A 15,564-nucleotide genomic window follows, 5' to 3' on the forward strand; every position below is an offset into this window, starting at 1 on the left:
TTTCTGAACGGACCGGCACAGCTCTCTCTGCCACTTTATCTTCCTGACGACGAAACTTTCGCGAGTTTCTGGCCGGGCGATAACCCCTCTTTACTGGCTGCACTGCAAAACGTGTTGCGCCAGGAGCACAGCGGATACATTTATATCTGGTCACGCGAAGGCGCGGGACGCAGCCATCTGCTGCACGCCGCCTGTGCGGAGCTTTCCCAGCGCGGTGACGCGGTAGGCTACGTGCCGCTGGATAAACGCACCTGGTTTGTCCCGGAAGTGCTCGACGGTATGGAACATCTTTCACTGGTTTGCATCGACAATATTGAATGCATTGCCGGAGATGAGCCGTGGGAAATGGCGATGTTTAATCTCTACAACCGCATTCTGGAATCGGGGAAAACCCGGTTGCTGATCACCGGCGATCGTCCTCCGCGCCAGCTGAATCTGGGGTTGCCGGATCTGGCGTCTCGTCTCGACTGGGGACAAATCTACAAGCTGCAACCCTTGTCTGATGAAGACAAACTTCAGGCGCTGCAGTTACGCTCGCGGCTACGTGGGTTTGAGCTGCCGGAAGACGTGGGTCGTTTCCTGTTAAAGCGACTGGATCGGGAAATGCGCACTCTGTTTGATACGCTGGATCAGCTCGATCACGCGTCCATTACGGCCCAGCGCAAACTGACCATTCCGTTTGTGAAAGAGACGCTGAAGCTCTAATTCGCCACCAGGCCTGCTGGCCCGGCGGCGCGGCGCGTGTACGGGCTTACAGTTCTGTATCTGCTAATAAATGCTCCACCAATAACGGAATCGGTCTTCCCGACGCCACGCTTCTTCCGCCTTCACGCCATAACGCCGTTCCGCTGATATCCAGATGCGCCCACGGAATCGTTGGCGGGCAAAAATGGTGTAATAGCCATGCGGCTGACGCACTGATCGCCGCGTTATTAGTCGGCGTATTGCACAGATCGGCAATCGTACTTTCGGTCTGTTTTTTCAGCCGCGCATCCAGCGGCAGAGACCACACCTCATCGCCACTCCTGATCCCGGCGCGGGTCAGCTGCTCCCGCAGCGTTTCGTTTTGCGTCATCAATCCGCTCAGTTCGTACCCCAGCGCTTTTACCACCGCACCCGTCAGCGTCGCCATATCGATAATGTAATGCACCTGCGAATGGCGCTGACTCGCCCAGGCGATAGCGTCGGCCAGCACCAGTCGTCCTTCGGCGTCGGTATTATTGATCTCCACCGTCAGGCCGTTACAGGCCCGCGCTACCGTCCCCGGCTGCATTGCGTCCGGGCCGATGGCGTTTTCCGCCAGCGCCAGCACGCCCATGATCCGCACGGGCAAATTCAGCTCCGCTACCGTCAGCATCAGGCCCAGCACGTTTGCCGCGCCGCACATGTCGTACTTCATGGTGTACATGCCCGCGCCTTCCTTCAGCCACAGACCGCCCGTGTCAAAGGTAATGCCTTTGCCCACATAGCAGCGAACCGGACCGTCGCTGACGCCGTCGTAATGAATCGCCAGCAGGCGCGGCGGGCAGGTGGCGCCTTTACCTACGGCATGGAGCAGCCCAAGACCTTGCCCGACGATCTGTTGTTCATCAAGCACCTCGCAGCGCAGGGCAGGGAAGGCGGCACACAGGGTCTGCGCCTCGTCGACCACGTACTGTGGCGTGGAGCGGTCGGATGGCGTGTCTGCCAGACGCCGTGCAGCAATCATCCCGTTGGCAACCGCCTGCTGTTGTTCGATGATGCTGGCTAACCGCTCTCGTTGCTCGGGCAGGCACAGGGCGGCAATGTGGCGAATCCGCACGGCGGAGCCGTCCGTTTTCTTGAGCTGCAAATCACTGAGGTTATGCGCCTGATTGAACAGGAAACGCAGCAACTGGCCCAGAACGGTGTCGTGAATATCGCAGAGATCAATCACCAGGCTTTCGCTGACGGGCGCGGCAAAAAGCGGGCGTAGCGCGGTCACTAAACCGTCGGTCAGAGAATCCTGCCACAGCGCTTCTGGCAGCAGAGTGATACGGGCAAAAGGGGCACAGCCGAAGCGTGTGTCCGCTACGCCTGTCTGTGCACGCATCTCATTGATCAGCGCCGTCTCCGGCAGCTGCGCGCAGGCGTGGCGCGCCAGAAGATGGCTGTGTGGGCGGGCTTCGGCAAGAGAGGTAATCAGCTGGCAGGTAATCATGGTTGTTCCTCAATCGGCGCGCGAATGCGGGTGGCATAAGCCTGCATCCAGTCGTCATCCACGGCCTGATAGTGGGTTTTCTCACGCAGGCGTTCGGTGCGAAAAACGGTCAGGGGCTGCCGGGCGGTGGCGACCACAAAGGAGAACGTTTTGATGTTGGTCGCCGCGCCAAATTCGCCTCGGTTATTCATGCACACCACGGAAAGATCGCCCACGCGGCCAAAGCGTGACATTAGCTTGTCTTCGAGTTCAAAGACGACGGAATCTGCCGCCTGCTGGGGCGTCATGCCCTGCGCCATGCGGCGCACGATTTCGTAGCTGGTGCAGCCTTTCATCAGATCCTCCCCCACGCCCGTGGCGGTGGCGGCCCCCGTTTCGCTGTCGCAATAAAAACCGGAACCGATAATCGGCGAATCCCCGATGCGCCCGCGTTTTTTCATAAACAGGCCGCTGGTGGAAGTCGCGACGCTCATGGAGCCTTGCTTATCCAGCCCGATAATGCCGACAGTATCGTGACCGTCGTACGGGCTGAGCCCCTTATCCAGCGTTTCACGACAGCGCTTGCGGTAGTGTTGCATTGCCCGGTCAGTGAGCATGGTTTTGTCAGTAAAGCCCTGGCTTAACGCCCACTCGCGCGCTCCCTGGCCCACCAGCAGGCTGTTATAGCGCTGACGGCTCAAGGCCTGAGCCACCCGCACCGGGTTGGCGATATCCACCAGATTGCCCACTGCGCCAAAGGCCAGGCTATCGCCGTCCATATAGGCGGCGTCGAGTTCCACTTCGCCATTCTCCGTGGGCAGCCCGCCGTAGCCGACGGACTTGTAATACGGAAAGTCTTCAACGGCGGCAACGGCATCCACGACTGCCGATGCGACAGGCTTCCCCGCAGCTAGCGCAGACGCAGACTCCGTCACACCTTCCAGCGCCATTCGCCAGGTTGCGATAATTCCCCACATGGTTTACTCCTGTTTTGCCAGCGTGGTTTCGGTTGGCGTCGCGGTAGCGATTTCCGCAGCGCGGTACTGTTTGTCCAGAATGCGCATAAACGGCAGATAGAGCATCGCGCCGATCAGCAGGTTGAGCAGCTGCATCACGCTGCCGCTAAGATGCCCGGTGACGATAAAGCCGCTGATGACCGGCGGCAGCGTCCAGGGAATAAACACCCCGGTGGTCACGGCGACCGCGCCGATTTTCATGGCCGCGTACTGCACGGTGACTAACACCAGCGGCACCAGGTTGAAGGGAATCAGCATGATCGGGTTCATGATCACCGGCAGTCCGAACAGAATCGGTTCGTTGATGTTGAACACCGATGCGCCCGCGCCGAGCCGCGCCACTTCCCGCATATTTTTACTGCGTGCAAAAATCAGCATCGCGATGACCAGCGACAGCGTGGCACCCGCGCCGCCCATCCAGATCATGTCGAAAAACTGCTCGGTAATAATGTGCGGCGGCGTCACACCCGCCTGAATGGCGGCGATATTGTCGGTCTGATTCTCCATCCACAGCGGACGGATAATGCCGTTAATCATCGAACCGGAGTTAATGCCCACTGACCACAAAATGGTGATACTGAACACCGTCATCAGTGCGCCGAAATAGGAGGTGCCGTAGTGACGCACCGGCGTTGCGACCACGTCATAGATGAACTGATGAATGGTGTGATAGTGCGTGTTTTCAAACGCAATGCGGATCACCAGCACCAGAATCATCCCCACCAGGGCGGGGATCAGCGCGGCGAACGACTCCTGCACTGCAGGCGGAACGCCCTCCGGCATTTTGATCACCAGATTTTTACGCTTCAGCCAGCAGAACAGCTCCGTCCACAGCAGCGAACCAATCATCGCCACGAACAGCCCTTTACTGCCAATCCACTCCACCGGCATCACGGTAATTCCGCCGTTTTCCGCTACTTTGATAAACGGCGTGAGGATCAGGAAGCTGACCAGCGCCAGGATCCCACACGAGATGCGGTCCTCGTCGTAGTGCTCCGCCAGACGGAAGGCGACCAGGAAGCTGATAAACAGAGACATCGTCGAGAAAACAGCGTTAAACGGGATTTCGATAATCGCGCTCCAGCTTTCGCCAAAGGCCGACGACATAAACTGCTGATAGGTTTGATTCGGGAACGAGGAGATAACCAGCAGGATCGAGCCGACGATAATAAACGGCATGAATGAAACGTATGCACCACGAATGGCACCCAGATGACGCTGCTGAGCCGTTTTGGCTGCCAGCGGCATCAATTTTGCTTCCATAAATCCCAGAACATTGTTCATTGTGAACTCCGTACAAGATCGTGTGACGTTGTTTATGTTATGTCTGAGGATTATCAGTGAAGCGTTGCGACCGAAAGGTGAATCAGGTCACAATGTAATCGCTTTGTTAATATAAATCTCACAAGATTGGTTATAAGAAATTTGCCTGAGGCCTCGCGATGGAAATCAAACTGCACGCCAATGCCACCACGACACCGCGCACCCGTCGCTATCTTCAGCAGTCGGATAAGAGCGACAGAGAGCTAGCCCTCGAGCTGGGAATTTCAGTCACCACCGTCCGGCGCTGGCGCAATCGTGAGCAGATATCCGACAACCACACGACGCCAAAGGTGATACACAAAGCAATGAGACAAGAGCAAGTTTCATTGATTAACGCCCTGCGTGACGCCACCGGTGCGCCGCTGGACGAACTGTTGCTGCTGGTGAATGAAGGGCTGGGGATTAGCGTTTCGCGGGCGACGCTGAATCGCTATCTGAAACCTGCTGCATCCTCGCGTCAGGGCGCGCCACTGCAGGGCAAAAAAGCGCTGAAAGCCGGTCTCTTACCGCAGCGGCTTGAACTGCATCATCTGCCGCTCTCATTGCATATGGATGACGGCGGAGAACAGCATCTGCTGTGGGCGCGGGAGCCGGTCAGCGGCTGGTGTTTTGCCAGGCTTTACGCGGGGATTTCACCGCAGCTGGTGGCAAACTGGGCAAGGGAGCTGCTGGAAGCCTGTACGGCTGATATTCAATCTGTTGAGACTTTTGGCTTCGCCACATCGTTGAGCCTGGAGGAGATAGTGATAAAACACAGCCCGGCACAGCACAGCGCCGTACAGGTGGCGACCCCGCTGGGTGAAATCATTCCCCGAGTGAATGTGGAACCGGCAGGGGAGTTATTGATGCGAATCTGTGAATTCTATAATCAGGGCAAAGCGCAGAAAAAACTGGGGGACAGTACGCCGCAGGCCTTTCTTGAAGCGCTGCGGCGCACCCTTTAGTTGAGGATTTCGAGCACATCTTCCGGTGGGCGGCCAATGCGCGCTTCACCGTTAGCGACCACAATCGGGCGCTCAATCAGCTTTGGATTTTCAACCATCGCCTGAATCAGCGCATCTTCCGTGAGGTGGCTGTTGTCCAGGTTTAAGGATTTATAGAGATCTTCTTTCCGGCGCATCAGCTCACGTGCGCTCGCCATGCCCAGCATGCTCAGAAGCTGGCGAAGAGTGGCGGCGTCCGGCGGCGTCTCCAGATAGAGCACCACGTCGGGATCAATGCCGTTCGCTTTCAGCAGGCTCAGGGTGTCGCGACTCTTGGAGCAGCGAGGGTTGTGATAAATTTTAACCTTGTCTGACATGACTTCTCCTTATTACATCTTTTCGTACGGCTTGAACCGTTGCTGCAGCGCGCGCAGCTGATCGATTCGGGCGTCGTAGCGCGCCTGCTGCAGGCTGCCGAGTTTCACCTGCGAACTGGCGCTGCTTAACAGGGAAATCGACTGGTCCAGGCGCCCAACCAGAGCAAAGCCCTCGGCGCGCGCGGCTAACTCCTGGTCGCGGTTGCCAAGCTGTCCTTCGGTTTGCGCCAGTAAATCCCAGCCGTTTTGATCGTCTTTATGGTCAAAGGTATAGCGATTCAGAATCGTTGCCGCCTCTTTCGGCTGACCGCCCTGTAAGTAAGCATTCGCCAGGTTGAGCTGCAACACCGGATTGGTGCGCAAATCTTTGGCGTTTTTCAGGCGATTAATCGCATCGGCGGTTTTCTTCTGGCCCAAATCGATGTCGGTTGAGAGATCCAGGTACCACGCATTGTTAGGATCGGCCGCCAGCAGCGGCTGGAGCGCTTTGCGCGCCTCATCGTATTTGCTGGCTTCCATCGCCTGCAGCGCACGACCGTACTGGGCTGCATTCTGCTCACGCACATTGCCTTTCGTCAGCGTATCGAGCAGGTCGCTCGTCAGCTGGTTGCGGCCAGAATTATACATGCCGAGGGTTCTGACCTTCGCCATGTAGAAATCCTGCGACGACTGAACGACGACCGGACGCATCTGATTGGCACGGTTACGCGCATCGGAAAGACGGCTTTCTGGCAGGGGGTGGGTCAGCAGAATTTCCGGTGGGCGAGTGGAGTAGCGCGCCTGATCGAGCAATTTTTCGAGGAAGGTCGGCATCGCCTGCGGATCAAAACCAGAGCGCTGGAGCACCTGAATGCCGATGCGGTCTGCTTCCTGTTCGTTCTGCTGGGTAAAGCTGATCATCCCCTGACGCGTCCCGGCGAGCGTCCCGGTCAGGGCGGCCATGCCGGCCTGCGGGCTGGCCATCGCCAGCAGGATCGAACCTAACGCGCCGACCCAGGTCAGCGGTGCATTTTTTTTCTGATCTTCCATGGCACGCGCCAGATGGCGCTGAGTGACGTGGGAGATTTCGTGCGCCATTACCGACGCAAGCTGGCTTTCGTTGTCGGAATAACGGAATAACGCCGAATGCAGCACCACGTTACCGCCGAAGAAGGCGAAGGCGTTGATTTCGTCGTTATTAATTAAATAGAAGTGGAAGGGGGTTTTGACGGAGTCGGCGTGGGCCACAAGGCGCATGCCGAGACCGTTGATATATTGCACCAGCAGCGGGTCATTAATCAGCGGCGCGCTGCCGCGAAGCTGACGCACGTAGTAATCACCCATCTGCATTTCTTGTCCGATGGAGAGCGTGCTTCCTGCTGAGGTACCCATATCCGGCAATGTATCGGATGTGTCAGCGAAAGCTGGCACCATTTGACCGACAGTCAGCGCGGCAATAAGCGTTGCAACCAGAGTTTTTTTCAACTGCCTGAACATAACCTCTGCCCTGTATTTTGGATGTACCCATTTGACCGAAGAACGTGCATATCGTTCACCTTCTGCTGCTCTGCGAGTGTAGCCGTGTTACGGCCTGAAGAAAATCCCAAACGCCCGCCTTTTGCGTTTCGTGACGCAGCGTCAAAAATGGAAAGTCTTTTGTGTGACAGTTAGATACAATTCGCCTCTCGCTCCAGCCATCAGATTCAGGGAAGGGTTGTATGCTCGAAATGTTAATGCAGTGGTATCGGCGCCGTTTCAGCGACCCCGAAGCTATTGCTTTGCTGGTTATTCTGGTCGCCGGGTTCGGTATTTTGTTCTTCTTCAGCGGGCTGCTGGCGCCGCTGCTCGTTGCCCTGGTACTGGCCTATCTTCTCGAATGGCCGACAGTGCGCCTTGAAAAAATCGGCTGCTCCCGCCGCTGGGCAACCAGCATTGTGCTGATCCTGTTCGTCGGCATTCTGTTGCTGATGTCGTTTGTGGTGATGCCGGTTGCCTGGCAGCAGGGGATCTACCTGATCCGCGATATGCCGGGGATGCTCAATAAACTTTCCGATTTTGCCGCCACGCTGCCACGCCGTTATCCGGCGCTGATGGATGCGGGCATTATTGATGCGATGGCGGAAAATATGCGCGCCCGCATCATGACGATGGGCGATTCGGTGGTGAAATATTCCCTCGCCTCGCTGGTGGGCCTGCTGACGCTGGCGGTCTATCTGGTGCTGGTGCCGCTCATGGTCTTCTTCCTCGTGAAGGACAAAGAGCAGATGCTCAACGCCGTGCGCCGTATTTTGCCGCGCAATCGCGGGCTGGCGGGTCAGGTGTGGAAAGAGATGAACCAGCAGATCACCAACTACATTCGCGGCAAAGTGCTGGAGATGATTGTGGTCGGCGTTGCGACCTGGATTGGGTTTGTGATCTTTGGTTTGAATTATTCGCTGCTGCTGGCGGTGCTGGTGGGCTTCTCGGTGCTGATTCCCTATATCGGCGCATTCGTGGTGACGATTCCGGTGGTCGGTGTGGCCCTGTTCCAGTTTGGTCTGGGTACAGAATTCTGGAGCTGTTTCGCAGTCTACCTGATTATTCAGGGGCTGGACGGCAACCTGCTGGTACCGGTGCTGTTCTCGGAGGCGGTGAACCTTCACCCGCTGGTGATCATCCTGTCGGTGGTGATTTTTGGGGGGCTGTGGGGCTTCTGGGGGGTGTTCTTTGCCATCCCGCTGGCGACGCTGATTAAAGCGGTCGTGCATGCGTGGCCGGATGTGCCTGCGGTGGAAGAATAAAAAAAATCCCGGTTCATTGAACCGGGATTTTTCGTTTAATCAGGCGTTCGCTTTCAGCCAGTCGAGCACCACGTCGTGGTGGTTGCTGGTTTTGAAATCATTAAACACATGTTCAACTTTGCCATCGGCATCAATCAGGAAGCTGATGCGATGAATGCCGTCGTAGGTTTTGCCCATAAAGGTCTTCTCACCCCAGACGCCAAATTGCTCGCAAACCTGATGGTCTTCATCGGAGAGCAGCGTAAAGTTCAGCAGCTCTTTTTCAGCGAAGCGTGACAGTTTTTCTGACTTATCGGTGCTGATTCCCAGCACGTCTACGCCGGCCTTTTTCAAATCATCCATGTTATCGCGTAAACCGCACGCCTGTACGGTACACCCTGGCGTCATGGCTTTCGGGTAGAAATAGACCAGAACACGCTGTCCCTGGAAGTCGGTCAAATTTACTTGCTCGCCGTCTTGATCGGGCAGGCTAAATTTCGGTGCGATGTCACCGGCTTTCAGTGGATTCATTACTCAACTCCATCCTGTTCGTGCTGCGAATAATTGACGACGTTTATACTGCCTTGTGCATTGAGTTCTGTACAGAGTGCTTTGAACGCTTGCTCAATATTTGACGCATCGTGCGAGGCAGGGCTGTGTGCCGTGATCTGAATAAATAATTTTGGCAGCGGTCCGGGCTGTGTGCGGGACACAAGCTCAGCGATGTTCATCTGGTGGCTGTCAAACAGTGCGGTGAAACGTTCGATTAAATGCGGGGAATCGGTGACTTCAACCTGCACCCAGACGGTGGCCGGCATGGCCGGGCGCGGGCGCGCAGTTGTGCGTTTCATCACGATCAGCAAATCCAGCTCCGCGCCTTTCAGCGGCAACGTGGATTCAATGAGCGTAATCGCGTTCCATGTCCCGGACAGCAGCATGATAAACGTGAACTCGTCACCCAGCATTGCAAGGCGGCTGTCTTCAATATTACAGCCGCAACTGCTGACGTGGCGGGTGATGGTGTTCACAATACCGGCTCTGTCGGCACCCAGCGCAGTGATAACCAGGTAATGTTGTGATGAGGTTGTCAAACCTGTTCTTCCTTTGCGTGGTTAAGTCATCCTAAGGAAAGCATAAAAAAAACATGCATACAACAGCCTGGACGCCTTACGTCGCTTGCTTTTATTACAGTTCCAAACGTACCATTGAGAATCTTGTTTGCACAGAGGATGGCCCATGTTCACGGGAAGTATTGTTGCGCTTGTTACGCCGATGGATGAGAAAGGTAATGTCTGCCGGTCAAGCCTGAAAAAACTGATTGATTACCATGTCGCCAACGGGACGTCGGCGATCGTTTCCGTAGGGACTACCGGTGAATCTGCCACCCTGAGCCATGAAGAACACGGCGATGTGGTGATGATGACCGTCGAACTGGCTGACGGGCGTATCCCGGTTATCGCCGGAACGGGTGCAAATGCAACCGCCGAGGCCATCAGCCTGACCCAGCGTTTTAACAACAGCGGCATTGTCGGCTGCCTGACGGTGACCCCGTACTACAACCGCCCAACGCAGGAAGGTCTGTTCCAGCATTTCAAAGCCATCGCTGAACATACTGACTTGCCACAAATTCTGTATAATGTGCCGTCGCGTACTGGCTGCGATATGCTGCCGGAAACCGTAGGCCGTCTCTCGAAAGTTAAAAATATTATCGCAATTAAAGAGGCGACCGGGAACTTAAGCCGCGTTCACCAGATCAAAGAGCTGGTTTCAGACGACTTTATCCTGCTCAGTGGTGATGACGCGACCGCGCTGGACTTCATGCAGCTCGGTGGTCATGGCGTGATTTCCGTGACGTCTAACGTAGCCGCGCGCGATATGGCCGAAATGTGCAAACTGGCTGCGGCGGGTCATTTCGACGAAGCTCGCTTGATTAACCAGCGTCTGATGCCGCTGCACACAAAATTATTTGTCGAACCCAATCCGATCCCAGTGAAATGGGCATGTAAGGAGTTGGGACTTGTAGCGACCGACACGCTGCGTCTGCCGATGACCCCCATTACCGACCACGGTCGCGAAGTGGTCACCGGGGCGCTGAAGCATGCCGGTTTGCTGTAGAGTTTAGGGAGATTTGATGGCTTACTCAGTACAGAAGTCGCGCCTGGCGAAGGTTGCGGGTGTTTCGCTTGTTATGCTCCTCGCAGCCTGTAGTTCAGACTCGCGCTACAAGCGCCAGGTGAGCGGTGATGAATCCTATCTGGATGCAACGCCGCTTGCTGAACTTCATGCGCCAGCGGGTATGATCCTGCCGATTCAAAACGGCGATTACAACATTCCTGTCACTAACAGCAGTGGCGCAGTAGGCAAAGCGCTGGACATTCGTCCACCGGCACAGCCACTGGCGCTGGTGAGCGGTGCCCGCACCCAGTTTACGGGTGACACGGCTACGCTTCTGGTCGAAAACGGTCGTGGCAACACCCTGTGGCCGCAGGTGGTCAGCGTGATTCAGTCGAAGAACTACGCGATTGATAAGCGTGACGACGCCAGTCAGAGTCTGACGACCGACTGGATCGAATGGAACCGTCTGGATGAAGATCAGCAGTACCGTGGTCGTTATCAAGTCTCTGTCAAACCGCAGGGTTATCAGCAGGCCGTCACGGTCAAACTGCTGAACCTGGAGCAGGCTGGCAAGCCAGTGGCGGATGCGGCCTCGCTGCAGCGCTACAGCACTGAAATGCTGAACGTGATTGCTTCTGGTCTCGATAAAAACGCGACCGATGCAGCGAACTCCGCGCAGAGCCGCAATGGCGTGACCTTCGATGTGCAGAGCGCAGCGGATGACACCGGTCTGCCAATGCTGGTAGTGCGTGCACCGTTCCAGCAAACCTGGCAGCGTCTGCCAGCCGTGCTTGAAAAAGCCGGTATGAAAGTGACCGACAGCACCCGTTCAACGGGCAGCATCACGGCCACCTACAAACCGCTTTCCGATAGCGCATGGCAGGAACTGGGGGCCAGCGATCCAGGCCTCGCGTCCGGCGATTACAAAATTCAGGTCGGTGACCTCGATAACCGCAGCAGCTTGCAGTTCATCGATCCGAAAGGTCACACGCTGACCCAGTCGCAGAACGATGCGCTGGTCGCGGTCTTCCAGGCTGCATTCAGCAAATAAAAAACAGGGCTGGTTAATCCAGCCCTTTTTATTTTCGTGCTACGCAAACGTGTGCGTGGCATAATATCCCGAGATTTTTGTACATATCATCACACCAGGAGTAATGAAGATGCAGAAGCAAGCTGAGTTGTATCGTGGCAAAGCGAAGACCGTATACAGCACCGAAAACCCGGATCTGTTGGTGCTCGAGTTCCGCAATGATACGTCAGCAGGGGACGGCGCACGCATTGAGCAGTTCGATCGTAAGGGCATGGTAAACAACAAGTTCAACCATTTCATTATGAGCAAACTCGCCGAAGCCGGTATCCCGACTCAGATGGAAGCGTTGCTGTCCGATACGGAGTGTCTGGTGAAAAAACTGGATATGGTCCCGGTCGAATGCGTGGTGCGTAACCGCGCGGCAGGCTCCCTGGTGAAACGTCTGGGTATTGAAGAAGGCATCGAACTGAACCCGCCATTGTTCGACCTGTTCCTGAAAAATGACGAAATGCACGATCCCATGGTCAACGAATCCTACTGCGAAACCTTCGGTTGGGTAAGCAAAGAGAACCTGGCGCGCATGCAGGAGCTGACCTACAAAGCCAACGACGTGCTGAAAAAGCTGTTTGATGACGCGGGCCTGATCCTGGTCGACTTCAAACTGGAGTTCGGTCTGTATAAAGGTGAAGTGGTGCTGGGTGATGAGTTCTCCCCGGACGGCAGCCGTCTGTGGGACAAAGAGACCCTGGATAAAATGGACAAAGACCGTTTCCGTCAGAGCCTGGGTGGCCTGATTGAAGCGTACGAAGCCGTCGCGCATCGTCTGGGCGTTAAACTCGATTAATTCCCTTGCGGGCCAAAGGGTGGAAACATCCTTTGGCTTGTTACCATTGTTTCCTATGGTAATCCGTCCGTTAACCGCCTACGATCACTCTATTCATATTGAGAAAGTTTCGAGGTGGTTATGCGCTGGCAAGGGCGTCGTGAAAGTGACAATGTAGAAGACAGGCGCAGCAGTGGCGGCATGGGGCCGTCGATGGGCGGTGGCGGGATGCGACTTCCCGGCGGTAAAGGCGGCATTGTTCTGCTGATTATCGTGCTGGTGGCGGGCTACTACGGTGTCGATCTGACCGGTTTAATGACCGGAGAACCGGTTCCACAACAACAGCAATCTCAGCGCTCCATCAGTCCGAACGAAGATGAAGCCGCAAAATTCACCTCTGTCATTCTGGCGACCACGGAAGATACCTGGAGCCAGCAGTTTGAAAAAATGGGCCGCACCTACCAGCAGCCAAAACTGGTGATGTACCGTGGCGCGACGCGCACGGGATGTGGCACAGGACAGTCTGTAATGGGGCCGTTCTATTGCCCGGCAGACAGCACCGTCTATATCGATCTCTCCTTCTATGACGACATGAAACGCAAACTTGGCGCTGACGGCGATTTTGCCCAGGGCTACGTGATTGCGCATGAAGTCGGTCACCACGTACAAAAACTGCTCGGCATCGAACCGAAAGTGCGTCAGCTGCAGCAAAACGCCTCGCAGACTGAAATCAACCGCTTGTCCGTGCGTATGGAACTGCAGGCCGACTGCTTCGCAGGCGTCTGGGGCCATAGCATGCAGCAGCAAGGCGTACTGGAGTCGGGCGATCTGGAAGAGGCGCTCAACGCCGCACAGGCTATCGGCGACGACCGTCTGCAACAGCAAAGCCAGGGGCGCGTGGTGCCAGACAGCTTCACCCACGGCACTTCCGAAGAACGCTACACCTGGTTTAAACGTGGTTTTGCGAGTGGCGATCCGGCTCAGTGCAATACCTTTGGTAAAGCCATGTGATGTCGCGCGTCAGGGAAGAGGCGGTCACCTGGTTTGAACCACTGGCCGCACAGCTACAGCAGGAAGGTCATCGCCGGTTGCTGGTGCTCAGCGGTAGCGACACGTGGTCGCAGAGGCAGGCTTTGACGCTTCGCGACGCGCTCTCCGGCGACTGGCTGTGGGTCGGAAACGACGCGCCCATTGAGCCGCACTGCGCGCCGCAGGCGCTAAAAAATCTGCTCGGGCGCGAGTATCGTCACGCGATTTTCGATGCCCGTTGCGGTTTTGATGTCGCAGCCTTTGCGGCGCTGAGCGGCACACTACGCGCGGGCAGCCTGCTGGTATTACTCACGCCTCCTTTTGCCGTCTGGCCCGGTCAAACCGACAGTGATTCGCTTCGCTGGAGCGACAGCGATACTCCCATCGCAACGCCGCATTTTGTTCACCATTTTTGTCGGGTGGTGAGCGCCGATCCCGATGCGTTGATCTGGCATGAACACCAGCCCTTACCTGATTTTCCCTTGCCTTCGGCACCCGACTGGCAGCCTGCCAGCGGCGAGCCGCAGCGCGAACAGGCTGACGTTCTGGCGGCACTAACCGGGATGGAAACCGGCGTAGCGGTGGTGACGGCACCGCGCGGGCGGGGGAAATCCGCGCTCGCAGGGATGCTGTTACGCCGCATTTCGGGGCGAGCTATCGTCACTGCGCCTGCGAAAGGGGCAACAGACGTCATCGCCCGCTTCGCGGAAAATCACTATCACTTTATGGCCCCGGATGCGTTGCTTGCCTCGGACCAGCAGGCCGACTGGCTGGTGGTTGATGAAGCCGCCGCCATTCCCGGGCCGCTGCTGGAACAGCTGGTGTCGCGTTTTCCGCGCGTATTACTCACGACGACCGTGCAGGGCTACGAAGGCACCGGGCGCGGCTTTTTACTCAAATTCTGCGCGCGTTTTAGCGGCCTGCACTCGTTCTCGCTCTCGGCCCCCATTCGCTGGGCGGCGGGTTGCCCCCTTGAGCGCGTGATAGCGGATGCGTTGTTATTTGATGACGACGTCGTGGACGCGATACCCGGCGGCACACCCGAGATCATCTCCCTTGAACAAAACGCCTGGGAGAGCCAGCCGCAGCTTGCCGCTGATATCTACCGGCTCTTGTGCTCAGCGCACTACCGCACCTCACCTCTGGATTTACGCCGGATGATGGACGCGCCGGGCCAGCATTTTGCCGTGGCTCGCGCCGGGAAAGCGCTGGCAGGGGCGCTGTGGCTGGTAGACGAGGGCGGGTTAACGCCGGCGTTGAGCCAGGCCGTGTGGGCAGGCTACCGACGTCCGCGCGGAAATCTGGTAGCGCAATCTCTTGCCGCACACGGCGGATCACCGCTTGCGGCGACGCTTGTCGGGCGGCGCGTCACCCGCGTAGCGGTGCATCCTGCGCGTCAGCGCGAGGGCATCGGCCAGGCGCTGACGGGCAGCGCAGGTGCGCACCGACAGCAGGATTATCACTCCGTCAGCTTTGGCTATACCGAGGAGCTGTGGCGCTTCTGGCAGCGCTGCGGCTTTGTGCTGGTGCGTATGGGCAGTCATCGCGAGGCCAGCAGCGGCTGCTACACGGCGATGGCGCTGCGGCCCATCAGCGAGGCGGGGCAGGCGCTGTGTGCACAGGAACATCAGCGCCTGTGCCGCGATGCGCGGATCATTGAACGCTGGAACGGCGAAAAGATCCCGGTAGACGATCGCTGGGAGACTACCCTTAATGATGATGACTGGCTGGAGTTAAGCGGTTTCGCCTTTGCCCATCGTCCTCTCTCGACGTCTGCAGCAGCGCTCACGCGCCTCCTGCTGGCGGTACCTTTACCGCTGGAGGCCCTGCGCGGCAGGCTGGAAGAGGGCAAAGAGGAAGCGCAACTGTGCACCGAGCTGACACTTCACGGACGTAAGACGTTACTCATACGACAGCGCCAGGAGGCCGCGCAGGCCCTTGAATCGCTTGATCGCTGCCGCTGCGAGCGGCTCAAAAGTGACGTTTTGCAATGGCAATTTTTTCAATGACTTCTTCAATGAAGTGGCATGGT

Annotated in this window: 15 protein-coding genes; 8 read left to right on the forward strand and 7 right to left on the reverse strand. The window is 57.0% G+C overall.

Annotated elements, in window-relative coordinates; genetic code table 11:
* Nucleotides 1–3 precede the first annotated feature (3 nt).
* Complete coding sequence (locus F153LOC_RS00450) at nucleotides 4–705, forward strand: DnaA inactivator Hda (protein WP_213015986.1); 702 nt, start codon at nucleotides 4–6, stop codon at nucleotides 703–705.
* 46 nt (nucleotides 706–751) lie between these two features.
* Here the strand turns inward: F153LOC_RS00450 and F153LOC_RS00455 are convergent, their stop codons facing one another.
* Genes F153LOC_RS00455 through celB form a run of 3 tightly spaced genes read right to left on the reverse strand, consistent with a single transcriptional unit; the run spans nucleotide 752 to nucleotide 4,458 of the window.
* Entirely contained in the window at nucleotides 752–2,179 is a 1,428-nt protein-coding gene (locus F153LOC_RS00455; RefSeq protein ID WP_102104966.1) for a M17 family metallopeptidase, read from the reverse strand.
* Nucleotides 2,176–3,135 carry a N(4)-(beta-N-acetylglucosaminyl)-L-asparaginase gene (locus F153LOC_RS00460; RefSeq protein WP_102104965.1) on the reverse strand — a complete coding sequence of 320 codons (960 nt, stop codon included), beginning with the start codon at nucleotides 3,133–3,135 and terminating at the stop codon, nucleotides 2,176–2,178. Before F153LOC_RS00460 ends, F153LOC_RS00455 begins: the two co-directional genes overlap by 4 nt.
* A 3-nt stretch (nucleotides 3,136–3,138) precedes the next feature.
* On the reverse strand, nucleotides 3,139–4,458 hold the full coding sequence (gene celB / locus F153LOC_RS00465) for a PTS cellobiose transporter subunit IIC (RefSeq protein ID WP_102104964.1): 1,320 nt from the start codon (nucleotides 4,456–4,458) through the stop codon (nucleotides 3,139–3,141).
* 158 nt (nucleotides 4,459–4,616) lie between these two features.
* Between celB and F153LOC_RS00470 the strand changes: the two genes are divergently transcribed.
* Nucleotides 4,617–5,441: a hypothetical protein gene (locus tag F153LOC_RS00470; protein ID WP_102104963.1), complete on the forward strand. Its 825-nt coding sequence runs from the start codon at nucleotides 4,617–4,619 to the stop codon at nucleotides 5,439–5,441.
* On the opposite strand, the gene arsC is transcribed toward F153LOC_RS00470, so the two are convergent.
* Together arsC and bepA are read right to left on the reverse strand one after the other, a co-directional pair.
* A complete protein-coding gene (arsC, locus tag F153LOC_RS00475) occupies nucleotides 5,438–5,797 on the reverse strand; it encodes an arsenate reductase (glutaredoxin) (protein WP_102104962.1) in 360 nt (119 codons plus the stop codon). The genes F153LOC_RS00470 and arsC overlap by 4 nt on opposite strands.
* Before the next feature lie 12 nt (nucleotides 5,798–5,809).
* Nucleotides 5,810–7,273, reverse strand: a complete 1,464-nt coding sequence (gene bepA, locus F153LOC_RS00480) for a beta-barrel assembly-enhancing protease (protein WP_100779345.1) — start codon at nucleotides 7,271–7,273, stop codon at nucleotides 5,810–5,812.
* A 221-nt stretch (nucleotides 7,274–7,494) separates the two neighbouring features.
* On the opposite strand from bepA, the gene F153LOC_RS00485 reads away from it, so the two are divergent.
* Complete coding sequence (locus F153LOC_RS00485) at nucleotides 7,495–8,556, forward strand: AI-2E family transporter (RefSeq protein WP_100779346.1); 1,062 nt, start codon at nucleotides 7,495–7,497, stop codon at nucleotides 8,554–8,556.
* Between the two features lie 39 nt (nucleotides 8,557–8,595).
* On the opposite strand, the gene bcp is transcribed toward F153LOC_RS00485, so the two are convergent.
* Both bcp and F153LOC_RS00495 read right to left on the reverse strand, forming a co-directional pair.
* A complete protein-coding gene (gene bcp, locus F153LOC_RS00490; protein ID WP_102104961.1) occupies nucleotides 8,596–9,066 on the reverse strand; it encodes a thioredoxin-dependent thiol peroxidase in 471 nt (156 codons plus the stop codon).
* Nucleotides 9,066–9,626, reverse strand: coding sequence for a glycine cleavage system transcriptional repressor (locus F153LOC_RS00495; RefSeq protein WP_100779348.1), 561 nt, complete (start codon nucleotides 9,624–9,626; stop codon nucleotides 9,066–9,068). Before F153LOC_RS00495 ends, bcp begins: the two co-directional genes overlap by 1 nt.
* 145 nt (nucleotides 9,627–9,771) lie before the next feature.
* On the opposite strand from F153LOC_RS00495, the gene dapA reads away from it, so the two are divergent.
* The 5 genes from dapA (at nucleotide 9,772) to F153LOC_RS00520 (ending at nucleotide 15,541) form a co-directional block, all read left to right on the forward strand.
* Nucleotides 9,772–10,650 carry a 4-hydroxy-tetrahydrodipicolinate synthase gene (gene dapA / locus F153LOC_RS00500; protein ID WP_100779349.1) on the forward strand — a complete coding sequence of 293 codons (879 nt, stop codon included), beginning with the start codon at nucleotides 9,772–9,774 and terminating at the stop codon, nucleotides 10,648–10,650.
* A 16-nt stretch (nucleotides 10,651–10,666) separates the two neighbouring features.
* Nucleotides 10,667–11,701, forward strand: a complete 1,035-nt coding sequence (gene bamC, locus F153LOC_RS00505; protein WP_100779350.1) for an outer membrane protein assembly factor BamC — start codon at nucleotides 10,667–10,669, stop codon at nucleotides 11,699–11,701.
* A 109-nt stretch (nucleotides 11,702–11,810) separates the two neighbouring features.
* Nucleotides 11,811–12,524, forward strand: a complete 714-nt coding sequence (purC, locus tag F153LOC_RS00510; protein WP_095282862.1) for a phosphoribosylaminoimidazolesuccinocarboxamide synthase — start codon at nucleotides 11,811–11,813, stop codon at nucleotides 12,522–12,524.
* A gap of 120 nt (nucleotides 12,525–12,644) precedes the next feature.
* Nucleotides 12,645–13,514: a neutral zinc metallopeptidase gene (locus F153LOC_RS00515; protein WP_100779351.1), complete on the forward strand. Its 870-nt coding sequence runs from the start codon at nucleotides 12,645–12,647 to the stop codon at nucleotides 13,512–13,514.
* Nucleotides 13,514–15,541, forward strand: coding sequence for a tRNA(Met) cytidine acetyltransferase TmcA (locus F153LOC_RS00520; protein ID WP_102104960.1), 2,028 nt, complete (start codon nucleotides 13,514–13,516; stop codon nucleotides 15,539–15,541). The genes F153LOC_RS00515 and F153LOC_RS00520 overlap by 1 nt, the downstream gene beginning before the upstream one ends.
* Nucleotides 15,542–15,564: the final 23 nt, after the last annotated feature.

The sequence above is a fragment of the Lelliottia sp. F153 genome (assembly GCF_002870005.1).
Classification (GTDB): domain Bacteria; phylum Pseudomonadota; class Gammaproteobacteria; order Enterobacterales; family Enterobacteriaceae; genus Enterobacter; species Enterobacter nimipressuralis.

Coding starts and splice junctions, on each gene's coding strand:
- F153LOC_RS00455 (WP_102104966.1), bottom strand. CDS start 2,179: ATGATTACCTGCCAGCTGATTACCTCTCTTGCCGAAGCCCGCCCACAC.
- F153LOC_RS00460 (WP_102104965.1), bottom strand. CDS start 3,135: ATGTGGGGAATTATCGCAACCTGGCGAATGGCGCTGGAAGGTGTGACG.
- celB (WP_102104964.1), bottom strand. CDS start 4,458: ATGAACAATGTTCTGGGATTTATGGAAGCAAAATTGATGCCGCTGGCA.
- F153LOC_RS00470 (WP_102104963.1), top strand. CDS start 4,617: ATGGAAATCAAACTGCACGCCAATGCCACCACGACACCGCGCACCCGT.
- arsC (WP_102104962.1), bottom strand. CDS start 5,797: ATGTCAGACAAGGTTAAAATTTATCACAACCCTCGCTGCTCCAAGAGT.
- bepA (WP_100779345.1), bottom strand. CDS start 7,273: ATGTTCAGGCAGTTGAAAAAAACTCTGGTTGCAACGCTTATTGCCGCG.
- F153LOC_RS00485 (WP_100779346.1), top strand. CDS start 7,495: ATGCTCGAAATGTTAATGCAGTGGTATCGGCGCCGTTTCAGCGACCCC.
- bcp (WP_102104961.1), bottom strand. CDS start 9,066: ATGAATCCACTGAAAGCCGGTGACATCGCACCGAAATTTAGCCTGCCC.
- dapA (WP_100779349.1), top strand. CDS start 9,772: ATGTTCACGGGAAGTATTGTTGCGCTTGTTACGCCGATGGATGAGAAA.
- bamC (WP_100779350.1), top strand. CDS start 10,667: ATGGCTTACTCAGTACAGAAGTCGCGCCTGGCGAAGGTTGCGGGTGTT.
- purC (WP_095282862.1), top strand. CDS start 11,811: ATGCAGAAGCAAGCTGAGTTGTATCGTGGCAAAGCGAAGACCGTATAC.
- F153LOC_RS00515 (WP_100779351.1), top strand. CDS start 12,645: ATGCGCTGGCAAGGGCGTCGTGAAAGTGACAATGTAGAAGACAGGCGC.
- F153LOC_RS00520 (WP_102104960.1), top strand. CDS start 13,514: ATGTCGCGCGTCAGGGAAGAGGCGGTCACCTGGTTTGAACCACTGGCC.